Source organism: Pseudoalteromonas sp. SR41-8 (assembly GCF_014163915.1).
Lineage (GTDB): Bacteria > Pseudomonadota > Gammaproteobacteria > Enterobacterales > Alteromonadaceae > Pseudoalteromonas > Pseudoalteromonas rhizosphaerae.
This window is the reverse complement of record NZ_JACJEE010000032.1, coordinates 19,262-37,055: the sequence shown is the minus strand read 5'-3', so window position 1 is coordinate 37,055 and position 17,794 is coordinate 19,262. Positions and strand designations below refer to the sequence as shown.

Here is a 17,794-nt window from a genome sequence, read left to right as displayed (position 1 = left end):
TTTCATATAAAAATTATAACTTGTTTATTCTTAAAACAAAGGCCAAGTTGCGAACATGCTAAGTCAACTATTGAATAAGTCTTCATCGATGATGGTAGGGATAGATATCGGTTCACATGCTATAAAAGCAGTGTTACTGAATGAAACGGACAGTGGCTATAGGCTCGAAGCGTTAGCAATTGAGCCAATGCCAAAAGGTACAATGGCTGAGCGCAATATTCAAGATATTGAGGCGATTGGTAATATCATTACTAAATTAAAGCGTAAGTTACCAAAGTCAATTCGTTCGGCAGCAGTAGCAGTATCGGGACAAACCGTCATTACGAAAGTAATTTTTATGGATGTTACGCTTTCAGATGCAGAGCTTGAGTCGCAAATAGAAATCGAAGCTGACAGCCTTATTCCCTATCCTTTAGATGAAGTTAGCCTAGACTTTGAAAAGCTCAGTACCAACGAAGCCGATCCTTCCAAAATGAATGTGTTGCTTTCAGCTGCGCGTACCGAAAGTGTTGAAGCTCGTGTTGGTGCATTAGAATCAGCTGGCTTAATAGCAAAAGTAGTTGATGTAGAAAGCTATGCCCTGAGTCGCGCAATGGATGTGTATTATCAGCAATTACCAAGCGATGCATTTAATAAGTGTGTAGCAGTGGTCGATATTGGCGCGGTACTTATGTTGGTAAGTGTGGTACTTGGCGGTGAAACGATTTACACCCGAGACCAAGTATTTGGTGGCGATCAATACACTAACAGCATAGTAGCTTATTATAATAAAAGTTTTGATGAAGCTGAAATAGGTAAAACTACAGGCGATCTTCCGCCTAACTACACGTTTGAAGTATTGGCACCATTTCAAACCTCATTATTACAGCAAGTACGCCGCGCAGTGCAGATGTTTTTAACTACCAGTGGCAAAGATCAAATCGATTACATTGTGCTCACTGGTGGCACAGCGATGATTGATGGCCTCGATCGACTGCTAATCGAAGAACTAGGCATCCATACCATAGTGGCAGAGCCTTTTGAAAATATGGATATTTCCCATCATGTCGATCGCAATGTGTTACAGCGTCATCGTACTCAATTTGCAATAGCGACTGGTTTGGCATTAAGGAGTTTTTCATCATGCCACATATAAATCTACTGCCTTGGCGCGAACAGCAGCGCAAACAATCACAGAATAAATTTGCCACTGTTTTGTTTTTTGTGGTGCTTGGCAGTTTTATCAGTATGTATTTACTCAGTAGTTATTACGGTAGTTTACGAGATGGTCAAAATATTAAAAATAATTACCTTTCAGCTGAAATTGGCCAATTAGATAAACGTATTAGTGAAATACGTGAATTAGACAAAAAGAAAGAAAACTTGCAGCAACGTATGCGCTTAATCGAAGAACTGCAAAGTAGTCGAAACTTGGGTACGCAAATTATGGATGAAGTTGCCAAAATTGTACCAACGGGGGTGTATCTAACTAAGTTAGAGCGCCGTGGTAGTGCAATTCATGTGGTTGGTCGTAGCGAATCAAATAATTACTTGTCAAATATGTTACGCCAAGTACAAAATTCCTATCTGCTCGAAAAGCCGATAATGCAAGGTATTATTGCTGGTGAAAAATCGTCTCGTTTATTGAGTGATTTTAATATGGAATTTTATGTAAAACCCTTTGATAAGATTGGAGAGGTTAAATAATGAACCTTGATATCAAAGCGTTAACAGAGATTGAATGGAACGAAATTGAGCTTGAAAACATTGGCGACTGGCCAATAGTTGTCAAGATTATTTGCTGCACTTTTGTAGCTGCCCTCGTATTGTTTTTCAGTTACAGCTTATTGGTTTCAGATGAAATAGACAGCTACCATAATGCGGTTAGTAAAGAAGTTGAGTTACGCAGTAACTACCGAGTGAAATACTCACTAGCGAGTAATCTAGAAATTTACCGTCAACAAATGGTTGAAATGGAAGAAAAGTTTTCTTTACTGCTAAAGCGCTTACCGACTTCAAACGAAACGCCAGGCTTACTTGATGATTTATCTTATGTGGGCACGACCAGTGGCTTAACCTTTCTTAAAATTGGCTGGTTACCAGAAGTGGAAAAAGAGTTTTATACTGAGTTGCCGATTAAAATTGAAGTAATAGGTAGCTACCATGAGTTTGGTGATTTTGTTGGCAAAGTAGCGCAACTTCCTCGTATCGTAAGTTTGCATGACTTTTCAATTACTAGTTCAGATTCAGGCAAGCTGACATTTAGCGTGGTCGCCAAAACTTACCGCTACGAAGGCGGCGTGAAAAAAGTAGGGGCTAAAAAATGAAAAAATTAGCCTTGGTTTTACTCGGCGGTATTTTGGTGAGCGCATGTAACGATGATACCTCTGAGCAAAAAGAGTTTATTGATCAGGTAAAAGCCAGCACTACACCTAAAGTTGAGGCCATTCCAAAACTGATCCAATTTGAGCACTTTGAATACAATGCACAGCAACTACGTAGTCCTTTTGTTGCGCCGCAGCCAGAAATTATTCAAAATAACATGATCCAAGTTAAAAACTGTTTACATCCTGATCCTGATCGTACGCGTGAAGTTTTAGAGAAATATCCGTTGGATAATCTGGCAATGAAAGGCACACTGGGTTCTGGTGGCCAAACATGGGCATTAATTAAAGCTGCAGATGATACTTTGCACCGAGTGACTGTGGGTAATCATATTGGTTTATATCATGGTGTTGTACAAGATGTTAAAAGTGATTATATAGAATTGTTAGAATTAATACCCGACGGGTCTGGTTGTTGGAAAGAACGTCTTACGAAGCTTGAAATGTTAGAGGCGGGCTCCAATGGCACTAGTTAAAAATAAAAAAGGTAAAATTAAAATGCATAAGGGAGTATCTTGGAGTAATCGCATTCATCAGGCTTTGTTTGTTGTTATTGCCCTTTTTATCACGCAATCAGCAATGGCAACTCCGTTATTGTATGACATTCGTTATAGCCCATTAATAGCTGGAGAAACACAGTTACAGCTGGTATTTGATGAGGAGCTGAGTGAAGAACCAAAAGTTCAGGTATTTAATAACCCAGCCCGTATTGAAATGCGCTTTAATGCCACTGATGTTGAACAAGGTATAAGTGAAGTACAAATCAACCAAGGCGGTATTGAAAAAGTTAATAGTGTAGCTGCTGATGGTAACTTGATTGTCACTGTTCATTTAGAGCGTTTAAAAATTTACCAAACAACGGTTAATAATAATCTTGTTTCATTACACGTTTCCGATAATCCTATCACGTCACAAGAAGATGCTAATACCGCCAAAGAAGTGACTGGCAATTACATTAACTCAATCCAGTCTATTGATTTTCGTCGTGGTGAAAAAGGTGAAGCACGAGTATTAGTATTCTTGCAAGACACTCAAGCTGCGATTGATGTGCATGAAAGTGGCGGTAAAATTATTGCTGAATTTCATCATACTGATATTTTAGATGACTTATTATATGAGCTAGATGTGCTAGATTTTGGCACTGTGGTCAGCTCAATTGAGACATTTAAAGAAAATAATATGAGCAGGGTGGTAATAACTCCTAATGCAGCGTTTAAATTTACTTATCAGCAAATTGAAAATATCCTTACTCTTACAGTTGAAAAAGATGACTCGCAACGTTCATATTTAGAAGGTGGTAAAGAGTATCAAGGTCGGCCAATGACGCTAAACTTTCAAGACATCTCAGTGCGTGCCGTATTACAAATTATTGCCGGCTATAATGATTTCAACCTAGTAACCAGTGACTCAGTCAGTGGCAACATAACTCTGCGTTTAGATGGTGTGCCTTGGGATCAAGCTCTTGACGTGGTATTACGCGTTAAAGGTTTAGATAAGCGTATGGATGGCTCTATATTAATGGTTGCACCATCTGAAGAGCTTGCCGCCCGCGAAGCGAAAGATCTAAAAGCCAAACAACAAGTTGAAGATTTAGAGCCGCTTTATAGTGAATATATTCGTTTGAATTATGCTAAAGCGGAAGAGTTTGCTGATTTACTGAAAACCGACACTAACAGCATTATTAGTGCTCGCGGCAGTGTATCCGTTGATAAACGTACCAATACCTTGTTAATTAAAGACACCGTTAAAAGCATTGCAAGTGTTCGCCGTATGGTCGAAACTTTGGATATAGCGGTTAGACAAGTTATTATTGAGGCACGTATGGTTACTGTACGTGATAACGTAAAAGAAGACTTAGGAGTACGTTGGGGGTTTAGTGATCAACAAGGCACTGATGGTATTTCAGGTACCTTAGAAGGTGCTAATACGATTTCTAACGGCACCATTCCAAGTATTTCTGATCGCCTTAATGTAAACTTGCCTATCACAGGTGCCGCTGGCAGTATTGGTATGCACGTTGCTAAATTAGCAAATGGCACGTTACTTGATTTAGAGCTAACCGCGCTTGAAGAAGAAAACCGTGGTGAAATTATCGCAAGTCCGCGCATTACGACTGCCAACCAGAAAAAAGCACGTATTGAACAAGGTACCGAAATACCGTATGTTGAATCTGCTTCAAGTGGTGCTACAACTGTTAGCTTTAAAAAGGCAGTATTGAGTCTTGAGGTAACACCACACATCACCCCAGATAATAAAGTTATCTTGGATTTAATCATTACCCAAGATACCCGAGGTGATACGGTACAAACTGGAACTGGTCCTGCAGTTGCAATTGATACCCAAGAAATTCAAACCCAAGTACTGGTTGAGAATGGTCAAACCGTGGTACTTGGTGGTATATTCCAGCAGCAAATCATTAACTCAGTTAAAAAAGTACCATTATTAGGTGATATTCCTTACCTAGGAGTGCTGTTTAGAAGCACTAGTGAGTTCAATGAAAAGAAAGAATTGCTGATTTTCGTTACTCCGAAAATCCAAATAGAGTAATTTACACTGATTTATTCTTACACAATGGGCAATTATTGACTTTAATTGCTCGTTAATTGGCTTTTTGTTCTAATTGACTTGAAATACCCAATCAATTACTGAGATAATCCCCTCCTTAATTTTGGGGCCAGGTCGTTAGGCGGGGTTTTATTTCAAATTTTAGAGTTCGTTTGTACTAAAAGATATGGCTGAAAAACGTAATATATTTCTAGTTGGCCCTATGGGGGCTGGCAAAAGCACAATTGGTCGTCACATTGCAGATCAATTGCACCTTGAATTTGTCGATTCTGATCAAGAAATCGAACGCCGTACCGGTGCAGATATTGCCTGGGTGTTCGATCTTGAAGGTGAAGAAGGCTTTCGACTTCGTGAAGAATCTGTCATTGGCGATCTAACAGAAATGCAAGGTATTGTACTTGCAACTGGTGGTGGTTCTGTGATGAGTAAAGAAGTACGAAACAAGCTTTCGGCTCGTGGTATTGTTGTATACCTAGAGACACCTATCGAAAAGCAAGTTGCACGCACGCAGCGCGACAAGCGTCGCCCATTACTGCAAACAGAAGAAGCACCTCGTGATGTATTAGAGCGCTTAGCTGAAGAACGCGAACCGTTGTATAAAGAAGTAGCTGATTTTGTTGTACGCACTGATGAGCAAAGCGCTAAAGTTGTCGCTAATCAAATCATCGAGAAATTAGATTTTTAAATACCAATAAGAAAGGATACTAGCGATGCTTGAATTAACAGTTAATTTAGACGAGCGAAGTTATCCTATTTATATTGGTCAATCTGCTCTTCAACAGACTGACAGGCTGCATCATCATATTGGTGATTGTCGACCTATCATTATCACTAATGACACCATTGCACCTTTGTACTTAAGCGATGCAATGGCGTTATTAGCTGATTTAAATCCGCTAAGTTTTATTATTCCTGATGGTGAGCAATATAAATCACTGGAATGGTTTGAGAAAATTTCGGCTTTTTTGCTTGAAAATAATTGCGGCAGAGATACTTGCTTAATCGCCCTTGGTGGTGGTGTGGTCGGTGATCTGACTGGTTTTGTTGCGGCCTGCTATCAACGCGGAGTACCGTTTATTCAAGTACCCACTACCTTATTATCGCAAGTTGATTCATCAGTTGGCGGTAAAACGGCGGTTAACCATCCTTTGGGTAAAAACATGATTGGGGCTTTTTATCAGCCGCAAGCCGTGTTTATTGATACTCAATCATTGCATACACTTCCTGCTCGTGAATTTGCAGCCGGTATGGCTGAAGTTATTAAATATGGCTTAATTTACGATACAGAATTATTTACTTTTCTAGAAAACAACACCGCGCAATTACAGGCTTTGGATGAAGAAACCATTCAGCATGTGATTTTTCGTTGTTGTGAAATTAAAGCACTGATTGTCGCTCAGGATGAAAAAGAAGCAGGACTACGAGCGTTACTTAATTTAGGCCATACCTTTGCACATGCTATCGAAGCGCAAATGGGATACGGCCAATGGCTACATGGTGAAGCTGTTGCTACTGGCATGGTATTAGCAGCACAGCTAGCTCATACTCGTGGTGATTTAAGTGCACAAGAAGTTGCAAGGATCGTTACCTTAATAGCGCAATATAATTTGCCTAGTGAGATCCCTGATGTGATGACTGCTGAACATTTCCTTCATCATATGCGTAAAGATAAAAAGAATAAAAAAGGCACGATCCGTTTTATTCTTCCTACTCAGTTTGGTCAATGCGCGTTGGTTGATGATGTCTCAGATCAACAGGTCCGAGATTTAATAGGGCGCTAATGCAATCGCAAATCTTACCTAGCCGTGCGGCTTTGGTTGATCGGATTGCCCTACAGTTTGAATATGGGCAAAATTTAATTGTCTTACTGGGTCCTTCTGGACTTGGTAAAAGTTATCTTCTCGAAACCTTCATTACTGATAAATACAGTGATTTTAATAAGTCATTTGTGCAGCTAAGTGCGCGTATGAGTGATATGCAATTGATGAGTGAGTTACTGGAACAAAGCTTCCGCTCGCCGTTAATTGATCAAAACCTAAGCCTGTCAGAAAATTTTTACCAACTAGCTAAACAGCAAAACTGTGGTCCATGTTTATGGGTGTTAGATGGTGGACGGCATTTATCTGAGGAAATGGTCGAAGAGTTAACAACGCTTACCAAGCATAGTCCTACTACTTTATATGTCTTACTGGCATCGCAATCAGTGGGGCAATTTAAAAGCGCTGTTGAAATTCATCTTGAAGCACTTTCAATAGCAGAAAGTAAACAGTTGATGAAGTGCTATTTTAATGATTTACCTTATGATGAAGACCCGGTATTTCAAACCTTTTTGCGCGAAGCACACGGTAATCCGAGTTTATTGTTAGCGTGGCAACCAACACAGCATACAGCTAAGGTTGTAGTCACTGATAAAGTATCTTGGCGAGTACATTTAATAACGCTGCTAGTGATTATTATGTTACTCATCATTGGCTTTTTATATAAATCTGATATGACCCGTTGGTGGCATGATTTTTATCAGCCACAACCTGAAACTCCAGTGGCGACGGCAATCGCAGTCGATACTTTAAAGCAAGCTGTAACAGAACCAGCGGTGACAATAGATTCCTCACAAGTAGAAGCTGCAGATGCTCAATCAGCTGATCAACAAGCTCAACCAGAGCAAGACAAGCCGCTTATTGATAATCCTACTCAGGAAAATAATGTTGCGGCAATACTCGATAGTTTAGCGCCAGTTGCAGAGCCTGTTGATATCACGACTAGCTTGGCTGAAGAACCCACTGTGGTAGAGCCTGTTCCTCAAGCGCAGCAAATTATGCCAGCAGATAATGCTTGGTATCTACAACAGCCGGATAGTAAGGTCGTGATCCAGTTACTAGCGGTAACTCAGCAAACAATCGCCGAGCAGTTTGTTGCTAAACAGTCGCTGCAAGTACTTGGTAAAGTCTATCAAACACGCCGCAACGATAAAATTTGGTGGGTGGTAACCTATGGCAGCTTTGATAACTTAAATGCTGCTCGCGAAGTGCTAGCAAGCCTACCTGAAGCGGTGCGTAAAAATCAGCCGTTTTATAAAAAAATCAGTAAAATAAAACAAGAAATCGCGTTACTAGATCAGTAAATTTACACTGTTTAGTGTAAAATCGCGGCACACCAGTTTGAAGTAAAGAGCCGATGCAGAAAAAGACCAGAGCCTTCCTTAAATGGGCTGGCGGAAAATACAGCTTAGTTGAAGATATTAGCGCGCGCTTAAATGAAGCGAGCAAACACGCTGATACCTTAGTTGAACCGTTTGTTGGTGCTGGCTCGGTATTTTTAAACACAGATTTTAAAGATTATATTCTTAATGATATTAATGCTGATCTCATTAACTTGTATAACGAATTAAAAAACTCTCCAGATGAATTCATCAGCGATGCTAAAAAGCTGTTTGTTGATTTAAACAATCAGCCTGACGCATATTATGATTATCGCGTACAGTTTAATCAAAGTAATGACATTTACGAGCGAGCGATCTTATTTTTATATATGAATCGCCACGGCTACAACGGTTTATGCCGCTATAACCTGAAAGGAATTTTTAATGTTCCGTTCGGTAAGTATAAACGTCCGTATTTTCCTGAAAAAGAAATGTACTTTTTTGCCGAAAAAGCGCAACAAGCCACGTTTACTTGTTTAGGTTATGACGATGTATTTAAATTAGTACCCGATAACGCAGTGATCTATTGCGATCCACCTTATGTTCCTTTGAGTAAAACGGCGTCGTTTACCTCTTATGCTAAGGGTGGCTTTAATTTAGATGATCAGGCGAATCTAGCTAATTTAGCTGAGCAAGCGGCATTTGAAAACAAAACACCGGTATTGATCTCGAATCATGACACTGTATGGACACGTAAAATATATAGCCAAGCAACGTTAGCTGAAATTCAAGTTAAGCGGACGATTAGTCCAAAAGGTGGTTCGCGCAATAAAGTCAATGAGTTGATGGCTATGTACTTAGCACCCAAGTCACCACGCCATAGATAGCGGTTACAAAAAATATAAATAAAATAATAGCGATGATAATAATACTGGTAGGCGAGTGTTGTTTAAAGTCAGCGTGACGCTTGTGCTCAGATTGCACACCAAAAAATGCCGCAACAACACTTTGTATAGCGCTGATCAGTTGCCGCACTTTACTAGAACCTAGGACTAAGTGAACGTGCTTTTTGTGGTTCGTCTGAGCTGGTTAATAATTCAAGTAAATCTAAATAATGAAATTGTGCACTGCGACTATCACCAGTGATCCATGACATCCAACTTGATTCTTGTTCGACCTTCATACATTGCACTGCATTATTAATTTTTAAATGGCCTGAGCTACATTCGCAATCGTTAGCTGCGATAAGTGTATTATCACTTTTTGAAAAATAGCTTAGTGTACCGATAGTTATAGCAGCCGCAGTTAAGATCCCGATTTTAAAAGCACGCATTTTACTAAGTCCATAATAGTGTTACTCACTAGAGCATACATAAAAAATGCTCAAATAACAAACTTAATTTATCCTTAACAAATATAAAAAATTAATAAAATTAAAAGGTTAAGGTAAAAATAATGTTTATATTTAGCTGTTTAAAATATAACCGTTGCAAAACTTCAAATAGAGTTAAAGCTTTAATTAGCTGGGATTCTTGGGGAATAGCTTGATTTAGGTTACATTATGGCAATTATCGGCCCTGCTATTTTGCGCATTTTTAATATCACTAAGGATTGTTTATGTTAGAAACACTACAAAAGTACCTTATCGCCCCGTCTATTTTATCTGCTGATTTTGCCCGTTTGGGCGAAGATGTTGAGCGTGTTTTAGCTTCTGGTGCAGATGTAGTTCATTTTGATGTGATGGATAATCACTATGTGCCAAACTTAACAATTGGGCCTATGGTGTGCAAAGCGCTGCGTGATTATGGTATTACGGCGCCTATTGATGTGCATTTAATGGTTAAACCGGTCGATAGTTTAATACCGCAATTTGCTGATGCTGGTGCTTCAATCATTACTTTTCATCCTGAAGCGAGTGAACATATTGATCGCACTTTGCAGCTGATCAAAGATCATGGTTGCCAAGCTGGTTTAGTCTTTAACCCTGCGACGAGTTTAAGCTATTTAGAACATGTAATTGATAAGCTTGATGTGATTTTATTAATGTCGGTTAATCCAGGTTTTGGCGGTCAAAGTTTTATTCCTCATACTTTGGAAAAACTACGCCAAGCACGGAAAATAATTGATGATTCAGGTCGTGCTATTCGTTTAGAAGTAGATGGTGGTATTAAAGTCGATAATATTGCGGCGGCGGCTCAAGCCGGAGCTGACATGTTTGTTGCCGGCTCTGCTATTTTTAATCAGCCAGATTACCAACAAGTAATTGAACAAATGCGTGCCCAGTTAGAGGGTGTAAAATAATGAAGTATGAAGCCGCTTTATTTGATCTTGATGGTACTTTAGTTGATAGTGTTTATGATTTATATATAGCGATGAATCTGACTTTATCTGATTTAGCTTTTCCAATTGTAAGTCAGGGGTTGGTACAAAGCTGGGTTGGTAACGGCATTGAAATGCTGGTTAAGCGAGGCCTCAGTGGCGACATGAAAGTCAGTGAACACCTAGATCCAGCATTAGCAGATAAAGCAATTGCGCTTTTTTATGGTCATTATGAGCAACAAGTAGGTGAATACAGTGTGCTTTATCAACACGTAGAAACAGGCCTTGCGGCGTTACGTGGTATACCAAAAGCGTTGATCACTAACAAAGCCCGCTGCTTTACTGAAAAGCTACTTGATAAGCTCGCTTTAAGCAGTCATTTTGAGGTGATAGTGTGTGGTGATGACATGGCCAAAAAGCCTTCACCAGAGCCTCTTTTATTTGCTTGTCAGCAATTAAATGTACCAGTGAGTCAAGCAATTATGATTGGTGACTCAAAAAGTGATATCTTAGCGGCGCAAGCGGCACATATAGACGTACTTGCCGTTAATTATGGTTATAACCAAGGTGAAAATCTTGCTGATTTGAATCCACAGTACCTCTGTGAGAATTTCTTAGATATAATACCTGTTCTTACCCAGCGTTAAGCGATTTTTTAATTTTAGCATTTTTTATTTTTGTAATATAAAGGAACATCATGAGTAAACCAGTAGTGTTAAGTGGCATGCAGCCAACCGGTGGAATGACAATAGGCAACTATGTTGGCGCTATTAACCAGTGGGTAAAGCTACAGGAAGAGTATGATAGCCACTTTATGTTAGCTGATTTGCACGCGATTACGTTACGCCAAGATCCAGAGCTTTTAAAAACCCGTGTATTAGATGGTATAGCTTTGTATGTTGCATGTGGTATTGATCCAGATAAAGCTGCTTTATTTGTGCAGTCGCAAGTGCCTGAACATGCACAGCTAGGTTGGGTATTAAACTGTTATGCGCAAATGGGCGAGCTTAACCGCATGACCCAGTTTAAAGATAAGTCAGCAAAGAACACCAGCAACGTAAACGTTGGTTTGTTTGCTTATCCGGTATTACAAGCAGCTGATATTTTACTTTATCAAGCGGCGCAAGTACCAGTAGGTGATGATCAAAAGCAGCACCTTGAACTAACACGCGATATCGCAACGCGCTTTAATAACTTATATGGTGAAGTTTTCACGATCCCAGAACCTTACATTCCAGAGTTTGGTGCGCGCGTAATGAGCCTGCAAGATCCACTGAAAAAAATGTCTAAATCAGATGAAAACCCAAATGGTTTTATCATGATGTTAGACGAACCAAAAAAGATCGAGAAAAAGCTTAAAAAAGCAGTAACCGATTCAGACGAGCAAGCGCGTATTTATTTTGATCGCACTGAAAAACCAGGCGTATCAAACTTACTAACACTTATGTCTGTTGCAACCAAGCGCTCAATTGAAGAGTTAGTGCCTGAATACGAAGACAAAATGTATGGCCATCTGAAAAAAGACACCGCTGACGCAGTAGTAAGCATGATCGAGCCAATCCAAGCGCGCTTTAAAGAGATCCGTGAAGATCAAGCATTGCTCAACAACATCATGAAAACCGGTGCTGAAAAAGCCAGCGCACGTGCAGAAGTGACCTTAAAGTCTGTTTACAACGCGTTAGGATTTATTCCACGTCCGTAACGCTTGCTAATAACTAATCATATAAAGCCAGATGGTTCCAACTACAACGTAATATCTGGCTTTTTTGTAACTGCTATATACCGATTACAGCTCAATGAAGAGCGTAGGCAATCAATTTTTTGTTGTTTTAATGCTCTAAATTCTGTTCAATAGAAAAGTAATAGATATTGAGCAGTGCAGGGGCTGCTTAGATACAACAAGCACACAATTACATTTGTTTGATTTAGTTTATACTAAAAAGACTTTCCATAAATTTAAAACCCTTAGCATAAACGACAGCAACTCTGACAGATCGAGCATGTAGCGCCTCAGTCTACGAGCGACACTAAAATATAAACTGCGTGTTGCATAAAAACTAAAATGTTATATTTAAGGATAAAAAAATTGGGTCTTGGCGGGTGGGATGATGCAATACTAAAAAGCCTCTTATATGTGGGACTAGGTATTGCTATTTACGCTTTATTTAATAGTTTTACATCATTATCAGAGAACGATACTTTAGGCTTTGTTGTTACGTTATTGCTATACATCGGTGTGTATTTGCTTATTTCTATTGTTGGATGGTTAGTAATTGGATTCCCTCTCCATTTTGTAATCAGCAAATATACTAATGGTTCTTATTTATACTACGCTGCTTTGCCAAGTGTATTTGTTATACCGTGCTTGTTTTATAAAGGTTCGTTGTTGTTTGGTCTCGCAGCATTATTTCAAGCTTTAATATTTCGTTTTTTCGTTTACAAAAAAGCCTAATCAGATAGCCGGAGGTCACTAAACTCCAGAGTCTACATCATCCATCAAGTACTTTTATTATAAAGAAGTGGTATAGGCGGTTCATCTTCCGTAATAAATATTTATCCAAATATCTTTCAGTAACGTTAAACCTCGTGAAGCTAAATAGTCATTACCTAGTACAGCGTTAATTCCTTCTAACCTCAAAAAAGATACAAAAACAACCTGTATCGTCATCTAAAACCCCAAATAATATTAATGACGACCAAATTAGAAAATCACTAAAAATTGAATCAAAATAGGAACTCGACTATGGTTGATACATCAATAAAAATAAATTTAAAATGAGTAAATTAACAGGATCGTTATATATTACTCAGAAAACGGAGTTCAAATGAGTTCGACTAATAATTCAAATAGTGTTTTTCAAGATTTCCCAATAAACGTAAAACTAATAATATCCTCGCTTTGGGTGGCTGTTATGTTTTGCTATGTATATGGTGATTATATTGAAATTTATGTTCCTGGAGTTTTAGCTAATGCGATGGAAGTAACATCAGCGAAAGAAGGGATTCAATTAGAGTTCTTTGCCGTAGCTCTACTTATGTCTGTTCCAAGTGTAATGATATTTCTTACCCTAGTGTTAAAACCGAGTATAAATCGCTGGTTAAATATAATCATGCCTGCTTTATACGTCGTCCTTCTTATTGCGGTAAACTTAGAAACTACATGGGGTTTCTATTTATATCTAACGGCTATTGAAATATTACTTTCAATTTCTACTGTTTGGTATGCGTGGAACTGGCCTAAAACCGAACAGTGTGCTGTAGGTAATGCATAAACGGATAGCCGGAGATCTCTAATCTCCAGCTCCATACCACCCATCAAGCGCTTTTTTATTAACGGGGAGTGCAATGGGCGGTTTACCTCCCGCGATGGGGATTACCGTTTTACTTTAATTCGCTGGTTTTAGTATTTTCCGTAGCCCGCTATGGCGCTTTAATGCCCGGCGATTGGCATGCTTTTACCGTAAAGCTGTAACCGTAAGGTTTGCTGTTATCTGGTGCAATTTCAACAATTTCGTAGTCGTTAATCTCAATCGATTTACTGTCGTCAGATTTTTTGCAACGGGAGTATTGGTCTGCTTCGTAGGTGTAAGCAAACATAGCAATTAACCGTTTGCTGCGTTCAAAGTAACCTTTGGTGTTAAAGAATAATCGTACGGATTGAGTGGTTTCATCTTCTTCCGTCGGAGTTACTGGCAGTGTGGAAGGTGTTTGGGTAATATTTTCACTTGGTAGTTGCCCATGTATTTTTTGGCTGAGCTCTTCTACAACTTCAACTTCTTGTTGCTTTGTTAGTGCTCGACTTGAGAGCTGCTTGCTGCTGACGAAGTTGCTTACTATGTCATCAAAAACGGCACCGGTATCTTTGTCATCAACAAAAGACATTAGATTGATTATTACAATCGTTGATAAAAAAAACCGTATAGAAGCTGTAAGTAAAGGTGAATAGCTTTGGCTAATAAACTTTACCCGCTGTGAACCAAACGGTTTGATGATTAAGAGCATAAAAATATAGAACGGCAATATCAATTGTAATAATAGTAATGTCGATAGAGAGATGCCCAACGCCCAGGGTGGTAAATAAAGTAGCGTGGCAAAATTGTGGGTGTAATTAAAATGTGTTGCTGAAACATGAGTTACATTATTCACAATGCCACTGGCATTGGCCAGTACAAAGTTGGCGATACTGGCATAGAAAATAAGTATAAGTGCTTTGCCAGCAAGTGAATGCCAGAGCTTATTGAACTTTGGCCAAAACTCAATAGTAAGCGCTACGATAGTGATACTGGCGCATAGCCAACCACTTTGAAAGATGATTAGGCAGATTAACGCCAATAAGTAGAGCTTTTGCGCGGTGTTAAGATTAAACCAAATAGCTTTACCTTGCTCATAAAAGCGCAGTTTATGAGGTTGCAAATTTTGCTGTTGTTGCCTCAGCTGTTTGTTTGCACGCCATCTGGCAATTTTTATGTATCTTAACACCGGCCAACCTTAGTACATAAAGCGAAAACCCTATTTTGATAATAGGGGTTTTAAATAGTGGCCAGTATGTGAACGCTCACATTCGGCTACTTCATCCGGCGTGCCTGCAATGAGGATCTCACCGCCGCCAGCACCACCTTCGGGACCTAGATCAATGATCCAATCGGCTGTTTTTATTACATCAAGATTATGCTCAATAACCACAATCGTATTACCGTGGTCACGCAGGCGATGCAGTACTACTAATAATTGTTCAATATCAGCAAAGTGCAAGCCTGTGGTTGGTTCATCTAAAATGTATAAGGTTTTACCTGTGTCACGTTTAGATAACTCGCGGGCGAGTTTAACCCGTTGAGCTTCACCACCAGAGAGCGTTGTCGCGGCTTGGCCTAAGCGAATATAAGACAAGCCCACATCCATTAAGGTTTTTAGTTTACGCGCAATGGCGGGTATTTTATCAAAATAGTCGTGTGCGTCTTCCACCGTCATTTCTAATACTTGATGGATGTTTTTGCCTTTATACTGCACTTCTAACGTTTCACGGTTATAACGTTGCCCTTTACAGACATCACATGGCACATATACATCAGGTAAAAAGTGCATTTCGACTTTGATCACGCCATCGCCTTGGCAAGCTTCACAGCGGCCACCTTTTACATTAAAGCTAAAGCGACCGACTTTGTAACCACGAGAGCGAGATTCTTGCGTGCCCACAAACAGTTCACGAATGCCAGTAAAAATACCGGTATATGTGGCTGGGTTTGAGCGTGGGGTACGGCCAATCGGGCTTTGGTCAATGTCGATAACTTTATCAAAATGCTCAAGGCCACTAATTGCTTTGTACGGTGCGGCTTCGGCGGTGGTTGCTCCGTTTAGTTCGGTATGAGCAAGTTTAAATAAGGTGTCGTTGATAAGTGTTGACTTACCAGAGCCTGATACGCCAGTAATACAGGTCATTAAACCAAAAGGTATTTTTAAATCGACATTTTTTAAGTTATTACCGCTAGCGCCAAACAGCTCTAACCACTTATCGTTGATTTTATGACGCTCTTTGGGAACTTCAATTTTGCGTCGGCCAGATAAAAATTGCCCTGTTACTGACTCTTCGCTAGCTAAAATGTCATCGCGAGTACCTTGGGCAATGATATAACCGCCATGCACACCAGCTCCAGGACCAATATCAATAATATGATCGGCGGCACGTATGGCATCTTCGTCATGCTCTACCACAATCACGGTATTACCTAAGTCGCGTAGATGGATTAGCGTTTGCAGTAAACGGTCATTATCACGTTGATGCAAACCAATCGATGGTTCATCAAGTACATACATTACGCCTACTAAGCCTGCGCCAATTTGGCTGGCTAAGCGAATACGTTGAGCCTCACCGCCAGATAAAGTATCAGCACTGCGCTCTAAAGAGAGATAATTTAGCCCTACGTTGATCAAAAACGATAAACGGTCGCGAATTTCTTTTAAGATTTTCTCAGCTATCTGGCCTTTTTGGCCCGTTAAGCTTAGTTGCTCAAAAAAGCTCATCGCTTCACCAATACTCATACTGGTAATAGCGGGTAAGTTAGTCTGACCGATAAATACACTGCGCGCTTCTTGGCGAAGGCGCGACCCTTTACAACTTGGGCAAGCTTGGCTGGTTTGATATTTAGCCAGCTCTTCGCGCACGGAATTTGATTCTGTTTCACGATAGCGGCGGTTCATGTTATTTAACACGCCTTCAAACTCATGGTTACGAGTGATCAGATCGCCACGGTCGTTGCGGTAGTTAAAAGCAATTTTTGTATCGCCAGAACCGTCTAAAATGATTTTTTTAGCATCTTTAGATAGTTCCTGAAATGGCATTTCTAAATCAAATTTATAGTGCTCAGCAACGGCTTGTAGCATCTGGAAATAGTAAAAACTGCGTTTATCCCAGCCTTTTATGGCACCGCCAGATAAACTAAGCTCTGGGTTTTGAATCACTCGATTTGGGTCGAAATACTGACGAACCCCTAAACCATCACAACTTTGGCATGCGCCTGCCGGATTATTAAATGAGAATAACCGAGGTTCAAGTTCGGTCATGGCGTAGCCACATGTTGGGCAAGCGAAGTTGGCGGAGAGCAGCAGCTCTTCGGCGTTTGCGTCATCCATCGATGCAATAGTTGCTACACCGGCTGACAGCTCTAACGCGGTTTCAAACGATTCTGCTAAACGCTGTTGTAAGCCATCTTTCACTTTAAAACGATCGACCACGACTTCAATAGTGTGTTTTTTATGTAGTTCTAAAGTCGGTGGATCAGAAAGGTCGCATACTTCCCCGTCAATACGGGCGCGAATATAACCTTGGCTGGCTAGTTGCTCTAACAACTTAACGTGCTCACCTTTGCGCTCTTTCACAACAGGGGCTAGCAACATCAGCTTGCTGCCCTCTGGGAACGCCAGCACAGTGTCGACCATTTGGCTAACAGTTTGTGCAGCGAGTGGCAAATCGTGAGTAGGGCAACGCGGTTCACCGACACGGGCATACATTAAGCGCAGGTAATCATATATTTCGGTAATGGTGCCAACGGTGGAGCGGGGATTATGTGACGTTGATTTTTGTTCAATTGAAATTGCCGGCGACAACCCTTCAATATGATCAACATCCGGTTTTTCCATTAAAGATAAAAATTGTCTGGCATAGGCCGATAAAGATTCTACATACCGACGCTGCCCTTCTGCATATAAGGTATCAAATGCTAAAGACGATTTACCCGAACCAGATAGACCGGTGATAACAATTAATTTATCACGGGGAATGGTTAGGCTGATGTCTTTTAAATTGTGCGTGCGGGCGCCTCGGACTTCAATGTTTTCCATGCTATCTCGTTTCATTACCAAATTGATTTACTGAGTATCTCATAATACGTGCGAAGATTAATCCTTGATCAAT

General features: G+C 40.1%; 18 protein-coding genes. 14 read left to right on the top strand and 4 right to left on the bottom strand.

Translation table 11 applies throughout. From position 1 onward, the window contains the following. The first annotated feature begins 55 nt into the window (after window positions 1-55). From H5162_RS17465 to H5162_RS17425, 9 genes are all read left to right on the top strand, one after another. A complete protein-coding gene (locus H5162_RS17465; RefSeq protein ID WP_182759961.1) occupies window positions 56-1,135 on the top strand; it encodes a pilus assembly protein PilM in 1,080 nt (359 codons plus the stop codon). After that, window positions 1,123-1,686: a PilN domain-containing protein gene (locus H5162_RS17460; protein WP_145238523.1), complete on the top strand. Its 564-nt coding sequence runs from the start codon at window positions 1,123-1,125 to the stop codon at window positions 1,684-1,686. Before H5162_RS17465 ends, H5162_RS17460 begins: the two co-directional genes overlap by 13 nt. Beyond that, entirely contained in the window at window positions 1,686-2,306 is a 621-nt protein-coding gene (locus H5162_RS17455) for a type 4a pilus biogenesis protein PilO (RefSeq protein ID WP_182735072.1), read from the top strand. The genes H5162_RS17460 and H5162_RS17455 overlap by 1 nt, the downstream gene beginning before the upstream one ends. Next, window positions 2,303-2,839: a pilus assembly protein PilP gene (locus H5162_RS17450; RefSeq protein WP_182731697.1), complete on the top strand. Its 537-nt coding sequence runs from the start codon at window positions 2,303-2,305 to the stop codon at window positions 2,837-2,839. The genes H5162_RS17455 and H5162_RS17450 overlap by 4 nt, the downstream gene beginning before the upstream one ends. Next, window positions 2,826-4,910: a type IV pilus secretin PilQ gene (locus H5162_RS17445; RefSeq protein ID WP_182731698.1), complete on the top strand. Its 2,085-nt coding sequence runs from the start codon at window positions 2,826-2,828 to the stop codon at window positions 4,908-4,910. The genes H5162_RS17450 and H5162_RS17445 overlap by 14 nt, the downstream gene beginning before the upstream one ends. 184 nt (window positions 4,911-5,094) lie before the next feature. Then, window positions 5,095-5,613 carry a shikimate kinase AroK gene (aroK, locus tag H5162_RS17440; protein ID WP_008466255.1) on the top strand — a complete coding sequence of 173 codons (519 nt, stop codon included), beginning with the start codon at window positions 5,095-5,097 and terminating at the stop codon, window positions 5,611-5,613. A gap of 25 nt (window positions 5,614-5,638) precedes the next feature. Next, the gene (aroB, locus tag H5162_RS17435) at window positions 5,639-6,709 is read left to right on the top strand and encodes a 3-dehydroquinate synthase (RefSeq protein ID WP_182735074.1); all 1,071 of its coding nucleotides are present in this window, start codon (window positions 5,639-5,641) and stop codon (window positions 6,707-6,709) included. Then, complete coding sequence (locus H5162_RS17430; protein ID WP_182759960.1) at window positions 6,709-8,049, top strand: AAA family ATPase; 1,341 nt, start codon at window positions 6,709-6,711, stop codon at window positions 8,047-8,049. Before aroB ends, H5162_RS17430 begins: the two co-directional genes overlap by 1 nt. Before the next feature lie 53 nt (window positions 8,050-8,102). Continuing rightward, a complete protein-coding gene (locus H5162_RS17425) occupies window positions 8,103-8,954 on the top strand; it encodes a Dam family site-specific DNA-(adenine-N6)-methyltransferase (RefSeq protein WP_149982636.1) in 852 nt (283 codons plus the stop codon). On the opposite strand, the gene H5162_RS17420 is transcribed toward H5162_RS17425, so the two are convergent. Together H5162_RS17420 and H5162_RS17415 are read right to left on the bottom strand one after the other, a co-directional pair. After that, a complete protein-coding gene (locus tag H5162_RS17420) occupies window positions 8,917-9,051 on the bottom strand; it encodes a DUF2970 domain-containing protein (RefSeq protein ID WP_257326428.1) in 135 nt (44 codons plus the stop codon). The two genes, H5162_RS17425 and H5162_RS17420, sit on opposite strands and share 38 nt — an antisense overlap. A 55-nt stretch (window positions 9,052-9,106) precedes the next feature. Beyond that, entirely contained in the window at window positions 9,107-9,400 is a 294-nt protein-coding gene (locus H5162_RS17415; RefSeq protein WP_145238548.1) for a hypothetical protein, read from the bottom strand. A 284-nt stretch (window positions 9,401-9,684) separates the two neighbouring features. Between H5162_RS17415 and rpe the strand changes: the two genes are divergently transcribed. The 5 genes from rpe (at window position 9,685) to H5162_RS17390 (ending at window position 13,658) form a co-directional block, all read left to right on the top strand. After that, the gene (gene rpe / locus H5162_RS17410; RefSeq protein ID WP_182717700.1) at window positions 9,685-10,368 is read left to right on the top strand and encodes a ribulose-phosphate 3-epimerase; all 684 of its coding nucleotides are present in this window, start codon (window positions 9,685-9,687) and stop codon (window positions 10,366-10,368) included. After that, window positions 10,368-11,033: an HAD-IA family hydrolase gene (locus H5162_RS17405; RefSeq protein ID WP_182735077.1), complete on the top strand. Its 666-nt coding sequence runs from the start codon at window positions 10,368-10,370 to the stop codon at window positions 11,031-11,033. Before rpe ends, H5162_RS17405 begins: the two co-directional genes overlap by 1 nt. 50 nt (window positions 11,034-11,083) lie before the next feature. After that, window positions 11,084-12,088 (top strand): tryptophan--tRNA ligase, encoded by a 1,005-nt coding sequence (gene trpS, locus H5162_RS17400; protein WP_182735078.1) that lies wholly within the window; start codon window positions 11,084-11,086, stop codon window positions 12,086-12,088. 384 nt (window positions 12,089-12,472) lie between these two features. Further along, window positions 12,473-12,838 carry a hypothetical protein gene (locus H5162_RS17395; RefSeq protein ID WP_149982639.1) on the top strand — a complete coding sequence of 122 codons (366 nt, stop codon included), beginning with the start codon at window positions 12,473-12,475 and terminating at the stop codon, window positions 12,836-12,838. A 373-nt stretch (window positions 12,839-13,211) separates the two neighbouring features. Beyond that, entirely contained in the window at window positions 13,212-13,658 is a 447-nt protein-coding gene (locus H5162_RS17390) for a DUF6326 family protein (protein WP_182735079.1), read from the top strand. Between the two features lie 148 nt (window positions 13,659-13,806). Here the strand turns inward: H5162_RS17390 and H5162_RS17385 are convergent, their stop codons facing one another. Together H5162_RS17385 and uvrA are read right to left on the bottom strand one after the other, a co-directional pair. Then, entirely contained in the window at window positions 13,807-14,865 is a 1,059-nt protein-coding gene (locus tag H5162_RS17385; RefSeq protein ID WP_182740298.1) for a hypothetical protein, read from the bottom strand. Window positions 14,866-14,895: 30 nt separating this feature from the next. Next, window positions 14,896-17,721, bottom strand: a complete 2,826-nt coding sequence (gene uvrA, locus H5162_RS17380) for an excinuclease ABC subunit UvrA (protein WP_182779140.1) — start codon at window positions 17,719-17,721, stop codon at window positions 14,896-14,898. Window positions 17,722-17,794: the final 73 nt, after the last annotated feature.

Bases quoted from the DNA above. Each gene is read 5' to 3' on its own strand.
- trpS (WP_182735078.1), top strand. From the start codon at position 11,084: ATGAGTAAACCAGTAGTGTTAAGTGGCATGCAGCCAACCGGTGGAATG.
- H5162_RS17455 (WP_182735072.1), top strand. From the start codon at position 1,686: ATGAACCTTGATATCAAAGCGTTAACAGAGATTGAATGGAACGAAATT.
- H5162_RS17425 (WP_149982636.1), top strand. From the start codon at position 8,103: ATGCAGAAAAAGACCAGAGCCTTCCTTAAATGGGCTGGCGGAAAATAC.
- aroB (WP_182735074.1), top strand. From the start codon at position 5,639: ATGCTTGAATTAACAGTTAATTTAGACGAGCGAAGTTATCCTATTTAT.
- H5162_RS17430 (WP_182759960.1), top strand. From the start codon at position 6,709: ATGCAATCGCAAATCTTACCTAGCCGTGCGGCTTTGGTTGATCGGATT.
- H5162_RS17405 (WP_182735077.1), top strand. From the start codon at position 10,368: ATGAAGTATGAAGCCGCTTTATTTGATCTTGATGGTACTTTAGTTGAT.
- aroK (WP_008466255.1), top strand. From the start codon at position 5,095: ATGGCTGAAAAACGTAATATATTTCTAGTTGGCCCTATGGGGGCTGGC.
- H5162_RS17390 (WP_182735079.1), top strand. From the start codon at position 13,212: ATGAGTTCGACTAATAATTCAAATAGTGTTTTTCAAGATTTCCCAATA.
- H5162_RS17460 (WP_145238523.1), top strand. From the start codon at position 1,123: ATGCCACATATAAATCTACTGCCTTGGCGCGAACAGCAGCGCAAACAA.
- H5162_RS17415 (WP_145238548.1), bottom strand. From the start codon at position 9,400: ATGCGTGCTTTTAAAATCGGGATCTTAACTGCGGCTGCTATAACTATC.
- uvrA (WP_182779140.1), bottom strand. From the start codon at position 17,721: ATGGAAAACATTGAAGTCCGAGGCGCCCGCACGCACAATTTAAAAGAC.
- rpe (WP_182717700.1), top strand. From the start codon at position 9,685: ATGTTAGAAACACTACAAAAGTACCTTATCGCCCCGTCTATTTTATCT.
- H5162_RS17465 (WP_182759961.1), top strand. From the start codon at position 56: ATGCTAAGTCAACTATTGAATAAGTCTTCATCGATGATGGTAGGGATA.
- H5162_RS17450 (WP_182731697.1), top strand. From the start codon at position 2,303: ATGAAAAAATTAGCCTTGGTTTTACTCGGCGGTATTTTGGTGAGCGCA.
- H5162_RS17445 (WP_182731698.1), top strand. From the start codon at position 2,826: ATGGCACTAGTTAAAAATAAAAAAGGTAAAATTAAAATGCATAAGGGA.